The 18,751-nt window shown below is 68.5% G+C and carries 12 protein-coding genes; 8 read left to right on the top strand and 4 right to left on the bottom strand.

Going from position 1 to position 18,751, the window contains the following annotated elements; all coding sequences use genetic code 11:
• Positions 1-74 precede the first annotated feature (74 nt).
• The gene (locus ACHWVH_RS17820; RefSeq protein WP_394687660.1) at positions 75-953 is read left to right on the top strand and encodes a LysR substrate-binding domain-containing protein; all 879 of its coding nucleotides are present in this window, start codon (positions 75-77) and stop codon (positions 951-953) included.
• Between the two features lie 206 nt (positions 954-1,159).
• The gene (locus tag ACHWVH_RS17815) at positions 1,160-1,450 is read left to right on the top strand and encodes a hypothetical protein (RefSeq protein ID WP_039727065.1); all 291 of its coding nucleotides are present in this window, start codon (positions 1,160-1,162) and stop codon (positions 1,448-1,450) included.
• Positions 1,451-2,003: 553 nt separating this feature from the next.
• Here ACHWVH_RS17815 and ACHWVH_RS17810 read toward each other — a convergent pair.
• Together ACHWVH_RS17810 and ACHWVH_RS17805 are read right to left on the bottom strand one after the other, a co-directional pair.
• Positions 2,004-2,522, bottom strand: a complete 519-nt coding sequence (locus tag ACHWVH_RS17810; protein ID WP_394687659.1) for a YcxB family protein — start codon at positions 2,520-2,522, stop codon at positions 2,004-2,006.
• A gap of 94 nt (positions 2,523-2,616) precedes the next feature.
• Positions 2,617-4,476 (bottom strand): ABC-F family ATP-binding cassette domain-containing protein, encoded by a 1,860-nt coding sequence (locus ACHWVH_RS17805; RefSeq protein WP_295936827.1) that lies wholly within the window; start codon positions 4,474-4,476, stop codon positions 2,617-2,619.
• 252 nt (positions 4,477-4,728) lie between these two features.
• On the opposite strand from ACHWVH_RS17805, the gene ACHWVH_RS17800 reads away from it, so the two are divergent.
• The 3 genes from ACHWVH_RS17800 (at position 4,729) to ACHWVH_RS17790 (ending at position 12,884) form a co-directional block, all read left to right on the top strand.
• Entirely contained in the window at positions 4,729-7,119 is a 2,391-nt protein-coding gene (locus ACHWVH_RS17800; protein ID WP_295936829.1) for a TonB-dependent siderophore receptor, read from the top strand.
• A 312-nt stretch (positions 7,120-7,431) separates the two neighbouring features.
• Positions 7,432-9,813 (top strand): TonB-dependent receptor plug domain-containing protein, encoded by a 2,382-nt coding sequence (locus ACHWVH_RS17795; protein ID WP_394687658.1) that lies wholly within the window; start codon positions 7,432-7,434, stop codon positions 9,811-9,813.
• Positions 9,814-10,499: 686 nt separating this feature from the next.
• Positions 10,500-12,884: a TonB-dependent receptor plug domain-containing protein gene (locus tag ACHWVH_RS17790; protein WP_394687657.1), complete on the top strand. Its 2,385-nt coding sequence runs from the start codon at positions 10,500-10,502 to the stop codon at positions 12,882-12,884.
• A gap of 281 nt (positions 12,885-13,165) precedes the next feature.
• Here the strand turns inward: ACHWVH_RS17790 and ACHWVH_RS17785 are convergent, their stop codons facing one another.
• Positions 13,166-13,339 (bottom strand): hypothetical protein, encoded by a 174-nt coding sequence (locus tag ACHWVH_RS17785; RefSeq protein WP_394687656.1) that lies wholly within the window; start codon positions 13,337-13,339, stop codon positions 13,166-13,168.
• A gap of 342 nt (positions 13,340-13,681) precedes the next feature.
• On the opposite strand from ACHWVH_RS17785, the gene ACHWVH_RS17780 reads away from it, so the two are divergent.
• Positions 13,682-14,113 carry a hypothetical protein gene (locus ACHWVH_RS17780; protein WP_026144368.1) on the top strand — a complete coding sequence of 144 codons (432 nt, stop codon included), beginning with the start codon at positions 13,682-13,684 and terminating at the stop codon, positions 14,111-14,113.
• Here the strand turns inward: ACHWVH_RS17780 and ACHWVH_RS17775 are convergent.
• Positions 14,103-15,614 (bottom strand): MASE1 domain-containing protein, encoded by a 1,512-nt coding sequence (locus ACHWVH_RS17775; RefSeq protein WP_394687655.1) that lies wholly within the window; start codon positions 15,612-15,614, stop codon positions 14,103-14,105. The two genes, ACHWVH_RS17780 and ACHWVH_RS17775, sit on opposite strands and share 11 nt — an antisense overlap.
• A 481-nt stretch (positions 15,615-16,095) precedes the next feature.
• On the opposite strand from ACHWVH_RS17775, the gene ybaL reads away from it, so the two are divergent.
• Together ybaL and ACHWVH_RS17765 are read left to right on the top strand one after the other, a co-directional pair.
• A complete protein-coding gene (gene ybaL / locus ACHWVH_RS17770; protein WP_267114294.1) occupies positions 16,096-17,775 on the top strand; it encodes a YbaL family putative K(+) efflux transporter in 1,680 nt (559 codons plus the stop codon).
• 212 nt (positions 17,776-17,987) lie between these two features.
• Positions 17,988-18,719 carry an HpcH/HpaI aldolase/citrate lyase family protein gene (locus ACHWVH_RS17765; protein ID WP_150409772.1) on the top strand — a complete coding sequence of 244 codons (732 nt, stop codon included), beginning with the start codon at positions 17,988-17,990 and terminating at the stop codon, positions 18,717-18,719.
• The last annotated feature ends 32 nt before the right edge of the window (positions 18,720-18,751 follow it).

The following is an 18,751-nucleotide window of genomic DNA, read 5'->3' as shown; positions in this document are numbered from 1 at the left end:
ATGATGGCCGCATTGACCCACCCCCACCAGCGAGGTTATTCAATCGTACCCATGAGCCGAATTGATACCTGGCGATGATTCGTCCGCATCTGCCGCTGAACGCCCTGCGTGCCTTCGAGGCCGCGGCGCGGCACCAGAATTTGACCCGTGCCGCCGCCGAGCTGTGCGTGACCCAGGCCGCGCTCAGCCATCAGATCAAACAGTTGGAGGCGCGCCTGGGCGTGGTGCTGTTCCAGCGCCTGCCGCGCGGCGTGGCCCTGACCGACGAAGGCCTGCGCCTGCATCCGGTGCTGACCGAGGCCTTCGACCGCATCGCCGGGACGCTGCAGCGCTTCGCCGGCGGTCGCTATCGCGAGACGCTGAGCGTGGGCGTGGTCGGCACCTTCGCGGTGGGCTGGCTGCTGCCGCGGCTGGACGCCTTCCACGCCGCACACCCGGACATCGAACTGCGCGTGTACACCCACAACAACCGCGTCGACCTGGCCGGCGAAGGCCTGGACCTGGCGATCCGCTTCGGCGATGGCGACTGGCAGGGGCAGCATGCCACGCCGATCCTGGACGCGCCGTTCGCGCCGGTGTGTGCGCCGGCGCTGGCGCCTCTGTTGCGCAGGCCCGCCGACCTCGCCAGGACTACCCTGCTGCGTTCCTATCGGCTGGACGAATGGCCGCGCTGGCTGCAGGCCGCCGGCGCGCCCGAGGTGCAGGCGGGCGGCCCGATCTGCGATGCCTCGCTGACCCTGGCCAGCATCGCAGCGGCCGGCCACGGCGTGGCCTTGCTGCCGCTGCGGCTGTTCGCCCAGGACCTGGATGCCGGGCGGCTGGTCTGTCCGTTCAGCACCCGCATCGACCTGGGCCGCTACTGGCTGACCCGGCTGCGCTCGCGTGCGGAAAGCGACGCCGCCCGGCGCTTGCGCGAGTGGTTGCTGGCCGAGCAGGCCGCACTGGCCGACTGAGCGACACCGCTGCCGCCGCATTGGGCGCCGGGAGGGCTTGGGCACACGCCGGCACGCACCTTGCTTCGCCTACCAGCAAGGCCTGACAGTAATGTGAAGAATTTGTGCACTGCCGCTTGGCGGCCGGGCAGGCCCGAAATATGATCCTGGTCGCAGTCGCACTGTGCGCCGGGGATGGCGCTGACCGTTTCGGGGGAAACATGCTGATGAACCGTGCTGTCCTGACCGCCCGTCCGGGCCTGGTCTCGCGTGACGTCGTGCTGGCAGCCGTCCTGGGCTGCCTGTGTGTGCTGCATCTGGCCTACTTCCTGCGCGGCGGCGCCAGCGAATGGCATTGGGCGCTCAGCGCCGCTGGCCTGGCGCTGATGGCGCTCAAGGCCAGCCTGCGGCCGACGCCGACCGCCCGCCCCTCGCTGCAGAGCCTGCGCTCGCGCACGCCGCTGGACTGGGCGGCGATCGCCGGCGGCCTGCTGGTCGTGGCCAGCGCTGCCGCCTGAGCGGCACGGGCCGGCGCCGCGCGCGCCGGCCGCTGCGATCGTCTTCCTTCTGCACGGCACGTCCGGCGCGAGCGATTGCGCCGGACACGGCGTGCCGCTGCCGCCAGTAACGTCTCGCGGGCCAAGCGCGCGCTCAGCCTTGGGGCGCTGGCGCATGCAACGCAGGCGGATTGCCGTTGGCTGAGGCGATGCGGCGTCGGGGCTAAAGCCCCTCCCACACAGGTGCGCCGGCTCGCGCTCCGGCCTCGTTTGGAGCGGCGTCGAGAAGTGATTGAAGCCCCTCTCCCACCGGGAGAGGGGTTGGGTGAGGGTAGGCCGGCACGCACGGCCGGCTGCTCCGACTCCCCAGGCACCCGCACCCTCATCCGCCCCTTCGGGGCACCTTCCCCCGAAAAGGGGGCCATGGTCCCGCAGGGAGAAGGAAACGCTGGCTCGACGTGATTCATCCGTGCTCGCCGGCGACACCATCGCCGAGCCGCATCCGCGGGAACAGACCCGGCCCGGACATCCACATCTCAGGTATCTCCAGCGCACGCCTTGGCCGCGGCACCTGCTACACGGTGCGCTTGCCGCCCTCGGTGCACACCTGCGCCGCCACCAACTGCCGGAACGCATCACGCTGGGCAGCATCGGCGAACCAGGAGGTCGGCACCACGTCGAACGCGGACGCATCGTGGTACAGCAGCAGCACCTGCGGACTCTCGCGATACCGGACGTAATCGCGCCAGCGGCGGCGCACCTCGCCGTTCGGCCAGGTCATGCGCATGCCCGCCTCGTCCCATGCATAGGTGTAGCGATGCTGCAGCTGCTCCTGCTGCGCATAGAGGAACAACAGCCTGCTCGGCAACACCCAGCCGTACCACAGCCCCAGCCAGATCGGACCACCGCAGCCAACCCCGAGCAGCAGCGTGCCCAGCATGCTCGCCAAGGACCCGGGCGCGGTAAACAACAGCAGCCCCACGCCGAGCACGAACGCAACACCCGCCACGATCAGCGCGCGGCGCAAGCGATATCGATAATGCAGGCGCTGCGCGGCGCGGTAATCGTCCAGGCGGATGTTGCCGCTGATCATCGTCGTCTCTCCCTGAGGGCGTGACCAACGCGGGCCGGGAATACGCGACGGACAGCCGGACGTGGGGCGCGCCTGGCCGCCGCAGCGCAACGCCTCAGGCGCCGTCGATCAACTCCATCCACGCCTGCTCGGCCTGGGCCAGGTCGCGCGCGGCGGCCTCGCGCTCGCGGCCCAGCACCGCCATCTTCTCCGCATCGGCGTAGTGCTTGGGATCGGCGAGCTGGCGGTCGAGCTCGGCCAGGGTTGCTTCCAGTTCGCCCACGCGCTTCTCGGCGGCGGCCAGCTTGTGCGGGTTCGGCGGCTTCTTCGCCGGCAGCGGCTTGACCGGCGGCGGCGGGGTCGGCGCGGCCTCGGCCAGCTTCTGCTTGGTGCCCTGCGCAGCCGGCCGCGTGCGCAGCCACGCGGCGTAGGCGTCGAGGTCGCCGTCGAACGGCTCGACCACGCCGTCGGCCACGCGCCAGAAGGTGTCGCAGACCAGGCCGATCAGGTGGCGGTCGTGCGAGACCATCACGATCGCGCCCTCGAAATCGCTCAAGGCCTCGGCCAGCGCCTCGCGCATCTCCAGGTCGAGGTGGTTGGTCGGTTCGTCGAGCAGCAGCACATTGGGCTGTTGCCAGGCGATCAGCGCCAGCGCCAGGCGCGCGCGCTCGCCACCGGAGAACCCGTCGACCGGCTCGAACGCACGGTCGCCGGGGAAATTCCACTTGCCGAGGAAATCGCGGAACGCCTGGTTGCTGGCGTCCTTGTCGATCTCGCGCATGTGGTCCATCGGCGACTGGCCTTCGTGCAGCGACTCCACCGTGTGCTGGGCGAAGTAGCCGATACGCAGGTCCGGATGCGCCATGCGCTCGCCGGCGATCGGCGGCAGTTCGCCGACCAGGGTCTTGACCAGGGTGGTCTTGCCGGCGCCGTTGGGGCCGAGCAGGCCGATGCGCTGACCGGCCTCCAGGCCGAAGCCGACGTTGTGCAGGATCACCGCGTCGGCGCCGTAACCGGCCTCGGCGTGATTGAGCCGGATCAGCGAGAACGGCAGCTTGGCTGGCGGCGCCAGTTCGATGCGGAACTCGCGCTCGGCGCGCACCGCCTCGGTGCCGGCCAGCTTCTCCAGGCGCTTCATCCGGCTCTGCGCCTGCGCCGCCTTGGAGGCCTTGGCCTTGAAGCGGTCGATGAAGCTCTGCAGGTGGGCGCGCTCGGCCTGTTCCTTCTCGTGCGCGATCTGCTGCTGGCGCAACTGCTCGGCGCGCTGGCGCTCGAAATCGGTGTAGCCGCCGGTGTACAGCTTGGCGCCGCCGTTGTGCAGGTGCAGGGTGTGGGTGGCGACGTTGTCGAGGAACTCGCGGTCGTGCGAGATCAGCAGCAGCGTGCCTGGGTACTTCAGCAGCCACTGCTCCAGCCAGTACACCGCGTCCAGGTCGAGGTGGTTGGTCGGTTCGTCGAGCAGCAGCAGGTCGCTGGGCATCATCAGCGCGCGCGCCAGGTTCAGGCGCACGCGCCAGCCGCCGGAGAACGAGGACACCGCGCGGTGATGGGTCTCGGCGGGGAAGCCGAGGCCGTGCAGCAGCTTGCCGGCACGCGCATCGGCGTCGTAGGCGCCCATCTCGGCCATCTTGGTGTGCGCGGCGGCCACCGCCTCCCAGTCCTCGCGCGCGGTCGCCTCGGCCTCTTCGGCCAGCACCGCGGCCACCGCGGTATCGCCGCCGAGCACGAAGCTCAGCGCGGGGTCCGGCAGCGACGGGGTTTCCTGGGCGACGCTGGCGATGCGCACCTTGCCGGGCAGGTCGACGTCGCCCTTGTCGGCCTCCAGTTCGCCCTTCACCGCCGCGAACAGGCTGGACTTGCCGGCCCCGTTGCGGCCGACCACGCCCACCCGGTAACCGGCATGCAGGGTGAGGTCGACATTGGACAGCAACAGCCGCTCGCCGCGGCGCAAGGCGAAATTACGTAGGGAAATCAAGGCAGGGCACTCGGCTAGCGAGGCGGAAGTGTAGCCGCTTCGCCCGCCCCGGCCCACCCGGGACGGCAATGCGGCACGGTCCGGGGCGGCGCGCGGGCCGCCGCGAAAACCCGACCCAGGTCCGTTTTTGTATACGCGCCAATGTGAAAAACGGATTTCAATCCGATGGCACACGCTGCACCGCAGCATCCACCCCGCCCCACCGGAAATCGCCAGACCCGCGCCAATCCCCCAGCCAGGAGTCTCCGCCCGATGACGCAACGCCGCCTCCCCCTCGTCCGTGCCGTCCTGCTCGTGCTCGCCTCCGGCAACAGCCTCGCCCAGTCCCAGCAGGCGCCGACGACGCTGGACAACATCATCGTCACCGGCACCCGCATCGCCGACCGCACGGTGGCCGAATCGCAATCGCCGATCGACATCATCGCGCCCGAGGCGCTGCAGGCCACCGGCGCCAGCGACCTCGCCAGCGCGCTCGGCAAGCTGCTGCCGTCGCTGAACTTCCCGCGCCCGGCGATCAACGACGGCAACGACGCGTTGCGCCCGGCGACCCTGCGCGGCCTGTCGCCGGATGCGGTGCTGGTGCTGCTGGACGGCAAGCGCTACCACACCACCTCGCTGGTCAACTACAACCCGTCGGTCGGGCGCGGCTCGGCCCCGGCCGACCTCAATTCGATCCCGATGTCGGCGATCGCGCGCATCGAGGTGCTGCGCGACGGCGCCTCCGCGCAATACGGTTCCGACGCCATCGCTGGCGTCATCAACATCGTGCTCAAGCACGGTGCCAAGGCCGGCAGCAACAGCGTCGCGGTCAGCGGCGGCATCATGGACAAGGGCGACGGCGCGCAGAACGGCATCGACGGCTCCTACGGCCTGGCCTTCGGCGGTGCGCCGGGCGGCGAGGCACCGGGCTGGGTGCGGGTGTCGTGGAACTACCTCAACGCGATGAACACCAACCGCGCCGAGAACACCGACAAGGCCACTACCCTCGCCGGTGCATCCAACCCCAGCGGGGTGCCCTACGAGCGCTACGGCGACCCGGCGCTGAAGACCTATCAGGGACTGGTCAATTTCGGCTACGCGCTCACCCCGCACGTCGACCTGTACGGCTACGCCAACGTCAGCCGCCGCGAGGTGCTGTCCAACGGCTACTACCGCGCCTGGGACAACAGCGACCGCAACGTGCCGGCGGTCTACCCCAACGGCTTCCTGCCGCAGATCTACAACCCGTCCAACGACCGCGCCGCGGTGCTCGGCGTCAAGGGCAGCACCGACAGCGGCTGGACCTGGGACGTCTCCGCCGACTACGGCAAGAACGACGTCACCTTCGACCTGCGCAACACCATCAACACCAACCTGTACTGGAGCACCGGCGCCTCGCCGACGCGCTTCAACGCCGGCGGCTTCCGCAACGAGCAGAACGCGCTCAACGCCGATTTCAGCAAGTCCCTGGACTGGGGCCTGGCCTATCCGGTCAACCTCGCTTTCGGCGCCGAGTACCGGCAGGACAAGTACGCCGTGGTGGCCGGCTCGCCCACCTCGATCTACTTCGACCCGAACGCCATCAACCCGGACACCGGCGCACCGTATCCGGGCGGTTCGCAAGTGTTCCCCGGCCTGTCGCCGACCGTGGCCGGGCAGTTCCAGCGCCACAGCAAGGCGGTGTACGCCGACCTGGAAGCGGACCTGAGCGAGCGCCTGTCCGGCGGCGTGGCCGCACGCTACGAGGACTACAGCGATGCCGGCACCACCCGCTCGGGCAAGCTGTCGGCGCGCTACCAGCTCAACGACGCCTTCGCCGTCCGCGGCACGATCTCCAACGGCTTCCGCGCGCCCTCGCTGGCGCAACAGAACTACGCCTCGGTGGTGACCCTGCCGGTGGACGGCGTCCTTAGCCAGATCGGCACCTACCGCACCTCCGATCCGGTGGCGATCGCGCTCGGCGCCAAGCCGCTGTCGCCGGAGAAATCCACCAACTACAGCGTCGGCGCGGTCTGGCAGCCCGGCGGCGGCTTCAATTCCACCCTGGACCTGTACCAGATCCGCATCTGGGACCAGATCCTGTACTCGGACCAGATCTCGCTGGCCGTGCCGATCGGCCAGGTCAGCGCCGCGCAGTTCTTCGTCAACGGCGCCACCACCCGCACCCGCGGCGTGGACTGGGTGAGCAACTACCTGCTCGACCTCGACCGCGCCGGCACGCTCAACCTCAGTTTCAGCGCCAACTACAACAAGATCGAGATCCTGGAGATCTCCGATCCGAACTTCGGCCGCGCCAGCCAGGGCCTGCTGACCGATGCCACGCCGCGCACCAAGTACGTGCTCAGCGGCGACTGGAGCCTGGCCGGTTGGACCCTGCATGGCGACGCCACCCGCTATGGCGCGATCACCCGCCGCGGCGACGAGGCCGACGGCAGCCAGGACCAAGGCTTCGCCGCGCGCTGGCTGCTCAACCTGTCCACCAGCTACGCCTGGCACGACCTGACCTTCACCGTCGGCGCCGACAACGTCACCAACCAGTACCCGACCCGGACCGCGCTGAACAACATCTACGACGACCGCCCCAACGGCCTGCAGTACTCGCCGCTGTCGCCGTTCGGCTTCAACGGGCGCTACTGGTACGGGCGGGTGAGCTACCGCTTCTGAGCGACCCTGGCGGGCGTCGCCGCAATGGGCGACGACGTCCGCCACGCGCGATTCGCGCGGCCGACAGCCTATGCCGCCGCTGTCCCGGTGGGCGCGGACGCTACCAGGACGTTGTGCGTGCCTCCCCATTGCGGACGGCGGCGCGCGGCGTTCTGCCGCCCCTTAGAACGCAATGGAATAAGAACATGCGCTTGCATCCTGCGACGCAGCACGCATGTTAAAAAATAATTAGACATCCCTGAGGACGCGGCCTGCCGGCCCTGCCGGTCGCCGCATGCCCCGCCTGCCGTTTCGGCACCTGCTGGAGTTTTCATGAACCGTCCGTTGTCGCTGCTGGCGAGCGCCGTGCTCGCCGCCCCCTCCTTCGCCCAGACCGCGTCCGACGCACCGAGCACGCCCAGCACGCTGGACACGGTGATCGTCACCGGCACCCGCGTCAGCGACCGCACCGTCGCCGAGTCGCAATCGCCGATCGACATCATCACCCCCGAGGCACTGCAGGCCACCGGCACCTCGGAACTGGCCACCGCGCTGTCGCGCGCCCTACCCTCGCTGAACTTCCCGCGCCCGGCGCTGACCGACGGCACCAGCGGCATCCGCCCGGCGCAGTTGCGCGGGCTCTCGCCCGACCAGGTGCTGGTGCTGGTCAACGGCAAGCGTCGCCACACCTCGGCGATGATCAACGTCAACGGCACCATCGGCCGCGGCGCCTCGGCGGTGGATCTCAACGCGATCCCGATCGCCGCGATCGAGCGGGTGGAAGTGCTGCGCGACGGCGCCTCGGCGCAGTACGGCTCCGACGCCATCGCCGGCGTGGTCAACATCGTGCTCAAGGGCGCCGGCGAAGGCGGCAGCCTGGCCGTGGAGCACGGCAAGTACTCGGCCGGCGACGGCGCCAAGTCGCAGCTCTCCGGCGATACCGGGGTCGGCTTCGGCGACGGCCGCGGCAGCCTGCATGTGGCCGGGCAGATCAGCCAGCAGGACGCCACCAACCGCGCCGGCCCCTACCAGGGCACCGCGCCGAACACCGGCAACTATCCCGGCATCGGCCAGACCACCTTCGTCTACGGCGACCCCAAGGTCGACGCCACCGCGGTCTCGGCCAACGGCGAGTTCCGCTTCAGCGACAACCTCACCGGCTACGCCACCGCGATCGCCAGCAACCGCGACATCACCTCGTTCGCGTTCTACCGCTCGCGCAACCACAACGGCCAGACCGCGCTGCTGGCGCAGGTCTATCCCGACGGCTACGTGCCGCAGATCGAGCAGTACTCCAAGGACCGCTCGCTGGTCGCCGGCCTGAAGGGCAGCACCGCCGGCGGCTTCGCCTGGGACGTCAGCTACAACTACGGCTACAACAAGGTCGACTTCCACACCGCCAACAGCATCAACTACAGCCTCGGCGTCGACAGCCCGAGTCGCTTCTACGACGGCGCGCTGGAGTACACCCAGAACGCGGTCAATGCCGACTTCACCCAGCCGCTGGAATGGGGCCTGGCCTATCCGGTGACGCTGTCCTTCGGCGCCGAGTACCGCCAGGAGAAGTGGAACCAGTCGCCCGGCGAGCCGGCCTCGTACACCGGCACCACCGGCGGCGCGCAGGGCTTCGCCGGCTTCGCGCCGCTCAACGCCGTGCATTCGGACCGCCACAACTACGCGGTGTACGCGGGGCTGGAAGCCGACCTCACCGACAAGTTCTCCGCCGGCCTCACCGGCCGCTACGAGGACTACTCGGATTTCGGCAGCAAGACCTCCGGCAAGCTGTCGGCGCGCTACGCGTTCACCGACAAGGTGGCGCTGCGCGGCACCGTCGCCAGCGGCTTCCGCGCGCCGTCGCTGGCGCAGCAGCAGTACCAGGCGGTGACCAGCAGCTACATCAACGGCAGCTTCTTCGAATCCGGCACCTTCCCGGTGAACAGCGCCGTGGCCCAGGCGCTGGGCGCCGCGCCGCTGAAGGCCGAGACCTCGCTGTCCTACAGCCTGGGCCTGGTGCTGCAGCCGGTCGAGCGCCTGTACCTGACCGTGGACGCGTACCAGATCGAGATCGACGACCGCATCCTGCTCTCGTCCAACCTCAACGATGCGGCGGTGCTGGGCAAACTGCGCCAGCTCGGCTACAGCAACGTCACCAGCGTGCGCTACTTCAGCAACGCCGCCGACACCCGCACGCGCGGCGTCGACGTGGTCGGCACCTACAGCATCCCGTTCGCGGCAAGCACGCTGGACCTCACCGCCAGCTACGGCTACAGCAAGACCGACATCACCCATGCGGTGACCCAGCCGCAGGCGCTGGCCGCGATCGGCTCGACCCAGACCACGCTGGGCCGCGACGAGATCGGCCGCCTGGAGGACAGCTACCCGAAGGACAAGCTGATCCTCAGCGGCACCTGGAAGCTGCCGAAGTGGGATCTGAGCCTGGCCGCCACCCGCTACGGCGAGTTCACCGTGCGCAACTCGGCCACCGCCGCCCGCGACCAGACCTACGGCGCGGACTGGGTGGTCGACGCCTCGGCCAGCTTCAAGCCGAGCACCAACTGGACGCTGACGCTGGGCGCGGACAACGTGTTCGACCAGTACCCGGACAAGACCGCCAACCTGATCAACTCCACCTACGGCATGCTCCCGTACAGCAACTACTCGCCGTACGGTTTCAACGGCGCCTACGTGTACGGGCGGATCAATTACCGCTGGTGATCGCACGCGCGGGCATCGATTGCGCCTGCGTTGAACGGCATGACGACGGCCCGGGTTTCCGGGCCGTTGTTGTTGGGGCGGGGATTGGGAATTGGAGATTCGCCAGCCTGCGACGTTTTCGCCGGCCTGAACTTTCTTGCAGGAGCGGCTCCGGCCGCGGCACGATGCTGTCCATGGGGCACGGCTGAAGCCGCTCCTCCGGCGCATGGATCGGGCGTCCTTGTGGGAGGGACTTCAGTCCCGACGCATGAAGGTGCCAGCTGGCGTTGGGCTTCACTCGTCGCGGCTGAAGCCGCTCCCACAAGCGCCATACGCATTGCTCGCGAGATGCTGCCCGCGTGCAACCGCGACGCGCCCAACACCGTGCTCCGCCTCGTGCCGCGCAGCCAGCATCCCTCACATCGCACTGCGAAAAACGCCGCAGCACCTGCGCGCAGGCACCGCCGCGTGCACCACGTCCGTGCGCATGGCCGGCATTTTGTCTACACGCTCGGAAAATCCCGGGATTGGCGCTGCCGCAACGCCTGCAGCGGTGGTTGCAATTGCAACCTCGGCATCAGGCTTAACGGAATATTGACTCCACTGACATCAACCGGTAATCCCTAGGTCGCGTCGTCGCATCCGCCAGGGGACAGGGGAGTGCGCATGCAGCGGCGCCTCCCCCCACTTCTGGAGCCGCCTCCCCCATGACGCGCACGCTCACTCCGCTCGCCCACGCCGTCGCCCTGTGTCTGGCGACGTCCGCCGTTTCGGTCCACGCGCAGAACACCGGCAACGCGCAAACGCTGGACACCGTCATCGTCACCGGTACGCGTGTGGCCGATCGCACCGTCGCCGAATCGGCCTCGCCGATCGACATCATCTCGCCGGAGACGCTGCAGTCCACCGGCACCACCGAACTGGCCACCGCGCTGTCGCGCGCGGTGCCGTCGCTGAACTTCCCGCGCCCGGCGATCACCGATGGCTCCGATGCGGTGCGCCCGGCGCAGTTGCGCGGGCTCTCGCCGGACCAGGTGCTGGTGCTGGTCAACGGCAAGCGCTACCACACCACCGCGCTGGTCAACCTCAACGGCGCGCAGGGCCGCGGCTCCTCGCCGGCCGATCTCAACACCATTCCCATCGCCGCGGTCGAACGCATCGAAGTGCTCCGCGACGGTGCCTCCGCGCAATACGGTTCCGACGCCATCGCCGGCGTCATCAACATCGTGCTCAAGGGCAGCGGCACGGGCGGCAGCCTGGCCGGGCGCTACGGCAAGTACAGCGCCGGCGACGGCGAGCAGTACCAGCTCTCCGGCGATGCCGGGCTCACCTTCGCCGAGACCGGCACAGTGCACTTCGCCGCGCAGGCCGGACACCAGGACCAGACCGACCGCGCCACGCCGTACCAGGGCCAGGTGCAGCAGCGCTACGGCGACCCCGACGTGGACCAGGGCGCAGTCTCCTACAACGGTCAGTACAGCCCGGCCGACTACATCACCTTCTATTCCTACGCGATGCTCAGCCGCCGCGAGGTGCTGTCCAACGGTTACTTCCGCTGGTCCGGCGACAACCGCAACCGCCCGGAGATCTACCCCGACGGCTTCCTGCCGCAGATCTACAACGTCAGCAAGGACGTGTCCTGGGTCGGCGGGGTCAAGTCCAGCACCGCCGGCGGCCTGGCCATCGACCTCAGCTACAACTACGGCCGCAACGATCTGAGCTTCGACGTGCGCCATAGCCTCAACAACAGCCTCGGCCTGGCCAGTCCCACCGAGTTCTATGCGGGCGCGCTGCAGGTCACCCAGAACGTGCTCAACGCCGACTTCAGCAAATCGCTGGAGGTCGGCCTGGCCTACCCGGTGACCCTGGCCTTCGGCGCCGAGTGGCGCGGCGAGAAGTTCAACGAATCGCCAGGCGCGCCGGCGTCCTACGTCAACGGCGGCATTCCCTCGGCCAACGGCACGCTGTTGCCGGGCGCGCAAGTGTTCGCCGGCTTCAAGCCCAGCGATTCCGGCCATTACTACCGCAACAGCTACTCGGCCTATCTGGACCTGGAAGGCGACATCACCGACAAGTTCTCCGCCGGCCTGGCCGGGCGCTACGAGAACTACAGCGACTTCGGCGACACCGCCACCGGCAAGCTGTCGCTGCGCTACGCCTTCAGCCCGAAGGTCGCGCTGCGCGCCACCGTCTCCACCGGCTTCCGCGCACCGTCGCTGCAGCAGCAGTATTTCCAGTCGGTCGCCACCAACTTCATCAACGTCGCCCAGCCCGACGGCAGCATCGCCGCCACGCCGTTCGAGATCGGCACCTTCCGCACCGACAACCCGGCGGCGATCGCGCTCGGCGCCGAGCCGCTTAAGGCCGAGAAGTCCAAGAACTACGGCCTGGGCCTGGTGCTGCAGCCGGTGGACGCGCTGTACATCACCCTCGATGCCTACCGCATCGACATCGACGACCGCATCGTGCTCTCGGAGAATCTCACCTCCACGGCAGTACGCAACTACCTGCAGGGCAACGGCTACGCCGGCATCGGCGGCGGCCGCTACTTCACCAACGCCATCGACACCAAGACCCAGGGCGTGGATGCGATCGGCACCTACAAGCTCACGCTGCCCGCGAGCAGCCTCGATCTCACCGCCGGCTACAACTACAACAAGACCGACATCGAGAAGATCGCCGGCAACCCGGCGGTGCTGGAAGCGATCGACCCGACCGCGGTACGCATCGGTCGTGCCGAGATCGGGCGCATCACCCGCGGTTCGCCGCGCGACAAGTTCTTCCTGAGCAGCGTATGGTCGCCCGGCGCCTGGGCCTTCACCGCCACGGCCACGCGCTGGGGCGAATTCACCGACTTCGGCACCACGCCGGCCGCCGACCAGACCTATGCGGCCAAATGGACCCTGGACCTGTCGGCCGCGTACACGCTGGGCCGCTGGCGCGTGACCGTCGGCGGCGACAACGTGCTCAACGAGTATCCCGACCGCTCGCGCGCCGGCGCAGGCACTCGCACCTATCTGCCGTACAGCACGTCCTCGCCGTTCGGCTTCAACGGCGCCTTCGCCTACGCCAACGTCAACTACAGCTGGTGATGCATTGCAGCGGCGGTGTCCCGGCACCGCCGCCGCCGCGTTCATCGCAGACAACGCCGCGACCGCATGTCCGCCAGGTCGGTCTGGATGGCGTGCGGCGCTACACCGCTGACGCAGGAATCTGATGGGCATCAACGCGGCGGTGACGAAGCGTCGGCAAAGCGCGCGCCCATAAGCCTCGTCCCGTTCGGCAACGCATCGCACTCGCGCCGTTCACTCGTTCGAACCATGCGTTTGCAACGACGCGCCGCCTGATCGCGGCCGATAGCGACGCAGAGGCGTCAAACATTCGCCGCGCGATCCGGGCGCATCGCGCCGAGCAACTGCACCGATCCGGTCACGTCGGTGATGGCCATCTCAGACACGGCACGACTCGTGATCGCATTCGACACACGCCGGGCAACGGCGCGATGGATTTCCCCACGATGCAACGCGCTCGCCATCGACAGCGGCATTCGGCATCACTTGGCTGTGCCGAACGCGGAAGCGCCAGCAATAAAATGCCCTGCGGCACCGCGAGGACATACCCGCAATGTGTGGCATGGAAACTGCAATAAGGTCCACGCCCGACACCCCGGCGATGCCGGATGGTCGACGCGAATCGCGCGTGATCTGGGGCCATACCTGAGCAAGCCGATGCGGCGTCTTTGCGGGAATTCCTCCGCAAAAATAAGCGTGAGCCACATCACAAGTATGAATCGATTGATTATTTGTCAACAGTGGCCTGTTGCGATTCGCGTAATGTGGAATCGCCTGAACGGCAGGCAAAAAAGCCCCATCCGGGGAAGGACCGTGTCATGTGGAAAACTTCAAAAATAGCGGTGCTATCAGGCATCGTCGCGTGCTCGGCGCTGGCGTCCAGCGCCTATGCGCAAAGCTGTTGCCCGAGCGGCGGCAACGGCAGCCCGATCTCCATTCGTGGCCTGGGTGAAAGCGCGCCGGCGGCGACCAATCTGTCCACCAACGCGTCGGCGCGCATCTACCAGTTCGAGCGCAACGGCGTGACCTACCTGCAGATCAACGACTCCACCGGCCAGGTGCGTGGCGCGATCGGCCGCGTCGGCGACACCGCCTGGGTGACGCCGATGGGCAAGGACGTGGATCGGGTGAGCACCGTCGACACCTTCGACAGCAGCCGCGGCACCGTGGTCTACGATGCGCGCTACTTCACCGTGCAGCTGGCCAGCAGCGCCAATGGCGACGTCTGGACCGTGACCATCAAGAAGTAACGGTCTTTTCCAGCGGCTCGGAGATCAGGAAGCTGATCTTTTGCTCATGACGGCGCCGGCAGGTGCCGTCATGAGCCTTCAAGCGGCTGGCCAGTTCCCAGTCCATCTCGTTGGCGCTGTGATGCTTGCGGCCGCCGCCCGGCATCGCCGCATCGGCTTCCACGGTCACCACCACGCCGCGTTTGCCGCGTGCCGACCAGACCCGTGCGGTGATCGTGTGCCGGCCCGCATCGGGCAGGATTTCCATGGCGTTGAGCACGCAGCGATACGCCGCCAGCTGCAACCCGATCGACAGCCGCCGCGAATCCCCGTGCAGGCGCGCCTCGACCTCGGTATCGCAGGCGTTGGCGAAGGCGATGGAGTTCAGCGCGCCGTACAAGCCATGGGTTTCGATATCCAGCGGATACAGCGCCGCGACGTAATCGTCCAGCAACTGCGCCTGGATCACCCCGGTACGGTTCATTTCCATCGCCGCGGCGTAGTGGCCGTGCTCTTTCAGCGTGCTGGCGATGTCGCGGCGCAGCTTGTTGATGTGCACGTGGATGTCGGTGTACTCGATCACGCGGTTACGCAGGGTGCGCTCGGCCGACATGTAGCTGGCCTGGGCCACCTGCAGCGCCTCCTGTTCGGCGAAGCCCAGGCGCCGGGCCTGGTCCATCACCCCGGCGATGCGAGTACCGAGCACGAACAGCGTGGTGGCGGCGAACGACACCAGCATCTGCACGTAGAAGGTTTCCAGGTCGAACGCACCGGCGTGATGCGACTTGGCCAGCGCCATCGCCACCGCGATGTCGGCCATGACGATGCCGACCGCAGCACCGCGCCACTCGTGGCCCAGGGTCAGCCAGAAACCCGGCACGATCATCATCACCAGCAGGAACTGGCGTGCGACTCCGTCCGGCACGTTCATCGCCGCCACGAACAGGACCGCCACCATCAGCGCCGCGCGCAGGCTGTCGTGCATCAGCCCACGCGACATCAGCGCGGTGCCTTCGCGGCGCACCCACAGCAAGGCCGGCAGCACGAACACCAGGATGCCGAGATAGTTACCGATCCAGAACTTCAGCGCGTTCTCGACGTTGATGTCGGTGGTCGGCCCATCCAGCACCCAATTCAGCGCCTTGTTGATCAACACGCCCCACAGCGCCATGCCCAGCACCACCGGCAGCAACCGCTGCTGCCAGACCATCATGTCGGGGACGCGGCGGCGGAACCACAACGGCACCAGCGCCGACAGCGGCATCAGCAGCAACGGGCTGAGATAGGCCCAGGCCGCGCTCTGCCCCTCGTCGATCAGCGGCACACGCAGCACCAGCAGCGCAGCGGCATCGCCAATCAGCAAGTACGGCCACAGCCGCAAGGGCATGAACAGCAACACGGCCGCGCGCAGGCCGGCGGGCAGGAACCATTGGTCCAGAGACAACTGCCACGCCATCAGGTATCCGGCGCAGTACACGGAGCTCAGGAGCAGTCCCTTCGCGAATGTCTTCAGTCTAGCCATGCCACCCTGGTCCTGGCAGGACACCTAATTGGCGCAAACATACACCACGGCATGGGCCTAAACAGTAGACAGATAACGTCCATCATCCGGTGTAATGCCTTTCCTGACAGGGAGTTGCGTGGGGGACCCGATCGCTGCGACTTCCATCCCACTCAGGGTGTCGGGGAGCGGGAGCCGGGGCCGGGATGCGGCACCGCACGGGGCGCCGGTTGCGCGGCTCGCGGCCCTGGCAAGCGCATCCGTGCCCCACCTGCGCGATTGCCGAGGGCATGCGTCTCGCGGCCGCCTGCTCCCGATGCCGGCCGCCCAGCCGCCGCCCGAGATCGTCCCGTCCTGTCGCCACACGCGCAGCCCGCCACGTAATGGGCCTGTGGCCCAATCACGATGCCCGGGGTGCGCCAGCCATTTGGCGCCCCCCATCGATTTGCCGACAAAAGCCCCGATCGGCGACACTCGGGGCCTACTTGTTCTGCGATCCTGAATGCATCACGACACCAGTCTCATCGACATCATCGCGGTCGGGCTCGCGCTCGCCTTCATCCTCGGCACGCTCGCCCACCGCCTCAAACTCTCGCCGCTGGTCGGCTATCTGGTGGCGGGCATCTGCGTGGGCCCGTTCACGCCGGGCTTCGTCGCCGACCAGGCCCTGGCCACCCAGTTGTCGGAACTGGGGGTGATGCTGCTGATGTTCGGCGTGGGGCTGCACTTCTCCCTCGAAGACCTGATGGAAGTGAAGTGGATCGCGATCCCCGGCGCGCTGGCGCAGATCACGGTCGCCACCCTGCTTGGCTGGGGACTGGCCTGGAGCATGGGCTGGCCGACCCTGCACGGCCTGGTGTTCGGCCTGGCACTGTCGGTGGCCAGTACCGTGGTGCTGCTGCGGGCGATGGAGGAACGGCGCCTGCTGGAAACCCTGCGCGGGCGCATCGCGGTCGGCTGGCTGATCGTGGAGGACCTGGTGATGGTGCTGGCGCTGGTGCTGCTGCCGGCACTGGCCGACGCGCTCGGCGGCAAGGGCGCCGACACCGGGGCGATCCTCGGCGCGCTCGGCGTCACCCTGCTGAAGATGGCCGCGTTCGTGGCGGTGATGCTGGTGGTCGGCCGCCGCGCCATCCCGTGGGCGCTGGAGAAGGTCGCCGCGACCGGCTCGCGCGAACTGTTCACCCTCTCGGTGCTGGCGATCGCGCTGGGCGTGGCGTTCGGCTCGGCCACCCTGTTCGGCGTGTCGTTCGCGCTGGGCGCCTTCTTCGCCGGCATGCTGCTGAAGGAATCCGAGCTCAGCCACAAGGCCGCCAACGACTCGCTGCCGCTGCGCGACGCCTTCGCGGTGCTGTTCTTCGTCTCGGTGGGCATGCTGTTCGATCCGCACATCCTGGTCGAGCATCCCTGGCAGGTGCTGGCCACGTTCCTGACCATCACCGTCGGCAAGTCGCTGGCCGCCTTCGTGATCGTGCGGGCGTTCGGCCATCCCACCGGCATCGCCCTGACCATCTCCACCAGCCTGGCGCAGATCGGCGAGTTCTCCTTCATCCTGGCCGGCCTGGGCGTGAGCCTGGCGATCCTGCCCGAGACCGGCCGCGACCTGATCCTGGCCGGCGCGCTGCTGTCGATCATCGCCAACCCGCTGCTGTTCACCTGGCTGGACCGCTGGCAGGCGCGGCAGGCGGTGGAGGCGCCGGTGACGGTGGAGCCGGAGTTGCCGCCGGGCCCGTCGCTGGACCTGGTCGACCACGCCATCGTGATCGGCTACGGCCGGGTCGGCAGCGCGCTGGCGGCGGTGCTGCGCGAGCGCGGCGTACCGGTGCTGGTGATCGACGACAATCGCGACCACGTCGAACGCGCCCACGCCGACGGCATCCCCGGCATCCGCGGCAGTGCCGCCGCCGACCGCGTGCTGGCCGAGGCGCATCCGGAGAAGGCCAAGATCGCGATCCTGGCGATCCCGCAGCCGCTGGAGGCCGGCGAGGCCCTGGCCAAGCTGCGCGCGCTGAACCCGGCGCTGACCCTGCTGGCGCGGGCGCACAGCGATGCCGAGGTCAAGCACCTGCTCGACCACGGCGCCGACGGCACGGTGATGGCCGAGCGCGAGCTGGCCTATTCGCTGGCGGAAATGGTGATGGCGACGCCGCCGTATCGGGGGATGCGCGCCGCGGCGCGCTGAGGCCTTGACCGCAGGAATGAGGGATTGGGGATTCGGGATTGGGGATTCGCAAAAGCGGCTCCTCTTCGGACGGTGAGTCGCAGAACGAAAAGCGCGGTAGCGCACAGAAAGCGTCTACGGCGGCCGTGAGGACCTGCAGCGAATCTTCTTGATAAGCATTCTCGTTTACGGCAGGATTGCGCTCCCTTCCCCAGTTCCGCGCGCCCTCCCCCATGGCCTGCAAGATCGGGTTACTCAACTCCGTGCCCAGTGCCCTGCTGTGCGAGATGTTCGGGCATGTCGGCTACGACTTCGCGGTACTCGATCTGGAACACGTGCTGCGCTCGCCCGCCGAGCTGGAACATGCCATCCGCGCCTGCGAGCTGGGCGGCTGCGAACCGTGGGTGCGCGTGCCCGAGGTCGATGCCAAGCTGATCGGCCGGGTGCTCGATGCCGGCGCCCGCGGCGTGGTCCTGGCCGGGCTGGACAGCGCCGAGCAAGCCGAGCGCGCGGTCGCCGCCGCGCACTTCCCGCCGCACGGCCGCCGCGGCATCACCGGCGGCCGCGTCACCGGCTTCGGCAGCGTGGCCCTGGCCGACTACATCGCCGGCAGCCGCGCGCGCCTGCGCGTGATCCCGATGATCGAGAGCGCCGCCGGCGTGCGCGCCCTGCCGCAGATCCTGCAGGTGCCCGGCGTGTCGCTGGTGATGGAAGGCGCGCTGGACCTGGCGCTGGACCTGGGCGTTGGCCCGCAGCCCACCCATCCGCAGGTCTGGGAACAGCTGCTGGCGATCGACGCGGCCTGCCGCGCCGCCGGCGTTCCCTTCTGCCCCAATCCCCGCGACGCCGCGCAACGCGCGCACTGGCTGGCGCAGGCGGATCTGCAGTGGCTGTTCGCCGGCGAAGACCGCGCGTTGCTGCAGGCCGCGTTGCGCCAGCGCGCGGCCGACCTGCGCAGCCCCTGACCGTTTTCGTGCCTCTGGAGTCGTCGTCTTGA

The sequence above is a fragment of the uncultured Xanthomonas sp. genome, assembly GCF_964278005.1.
GTDB classification, from domain to species: Bacteria; Pseudomonadota; Gammaproteobacteria; order Xanthomonadales; family Xanthomonadaceae; genus Xanthomonas_A; species Xanthomonas_A sontii.
The sequence above is the reverse complement of the archived record's forward strand: the minus strand, read 5'-3'. Positions and strand labels throughout refer to the sequence as shown.

Bases quoted from the DNA above. Each gene is read 5' to 3' on its own strand.
- ACHWVH_RS17800 (WP_295936829.1), top strand. From the start codon at position 4,729: ATGACGCAACGCCGCCTCCCCCTCGTCCGTGCCGTCCTGCTCGTGCTC.
- ACHWVH_RS17765 (WP_150409772.1), top strand. From the start codon at position 17,988: ATGGCCTGCAAGATCGGGTTACTCAACTCCGTGCCCAGTGCCCTGCTG.
- ACHWVH_RS17820 (WP_394687660.1), top strand. From the start codon at position 75: ATGATTCGTCCGCATCTGCCGCTGAACGCCCTGCGTGCCTTCGAGGCC.
- ACHWVH_RS17815 (WP_039727065.1), top strand. From the start codon at position 1,160: ATGAACCGTGCTGTCCTGACCGCCCGTCCGGGCCTGGTCTCGCGTGAC.
- ACHWVH_RS17775 (WP_394687655.1), bottom strand. From the start codon at position 15,614: ATGGCTAGACTGAAGACATTCGCGAAGGGACTGCTCCTGAGCTCCGTG.
- ybaL (WP_267114294.1), top strand. From the start codon at position 16,096: ATGCATCACGACACCAGTCTCATCGACATCATCGCGGTCGGGCTCGCG.
- ACHWVH_RS17790 (WP_394687657.1), top strand. From the start codon at position 10,500: ATGACGCGCACGCTCACTCCGCTCGCCCACGCCGTCGCCCTGTGTCTG.
- ACHWVH_RS17785 (WP_394687656.1), bottom strand. From the start codon at position 13,339: ATGCCGCTGTCGATGGCGAGCGCGTTGCATCGTGGGGAAATCCATCGC.
- ACHWVH_RS17810 (WP_394687659.1), bottom strand. From the start codon at position 2,522: ATGATCAGCGGCAACATCCGCCTGGACGATTACCGCGCCGCGCAGCGC.
- ACHWVH_RS17795 (WP_394687658.1), top strand. From the start codon at position 7,432: ATGAACCGTCCGTTGTCGCTGCTGGCGAGCGCCGTGCTCGCCGCCCCC.
- ACHWVH_RS17780 (WP_026144368.1), top strand. From the start codon at position 13,682: ATGTGGAAAACTTCAAAAATAGCGGTGCTATCAGGCATCGTCGCGTGC.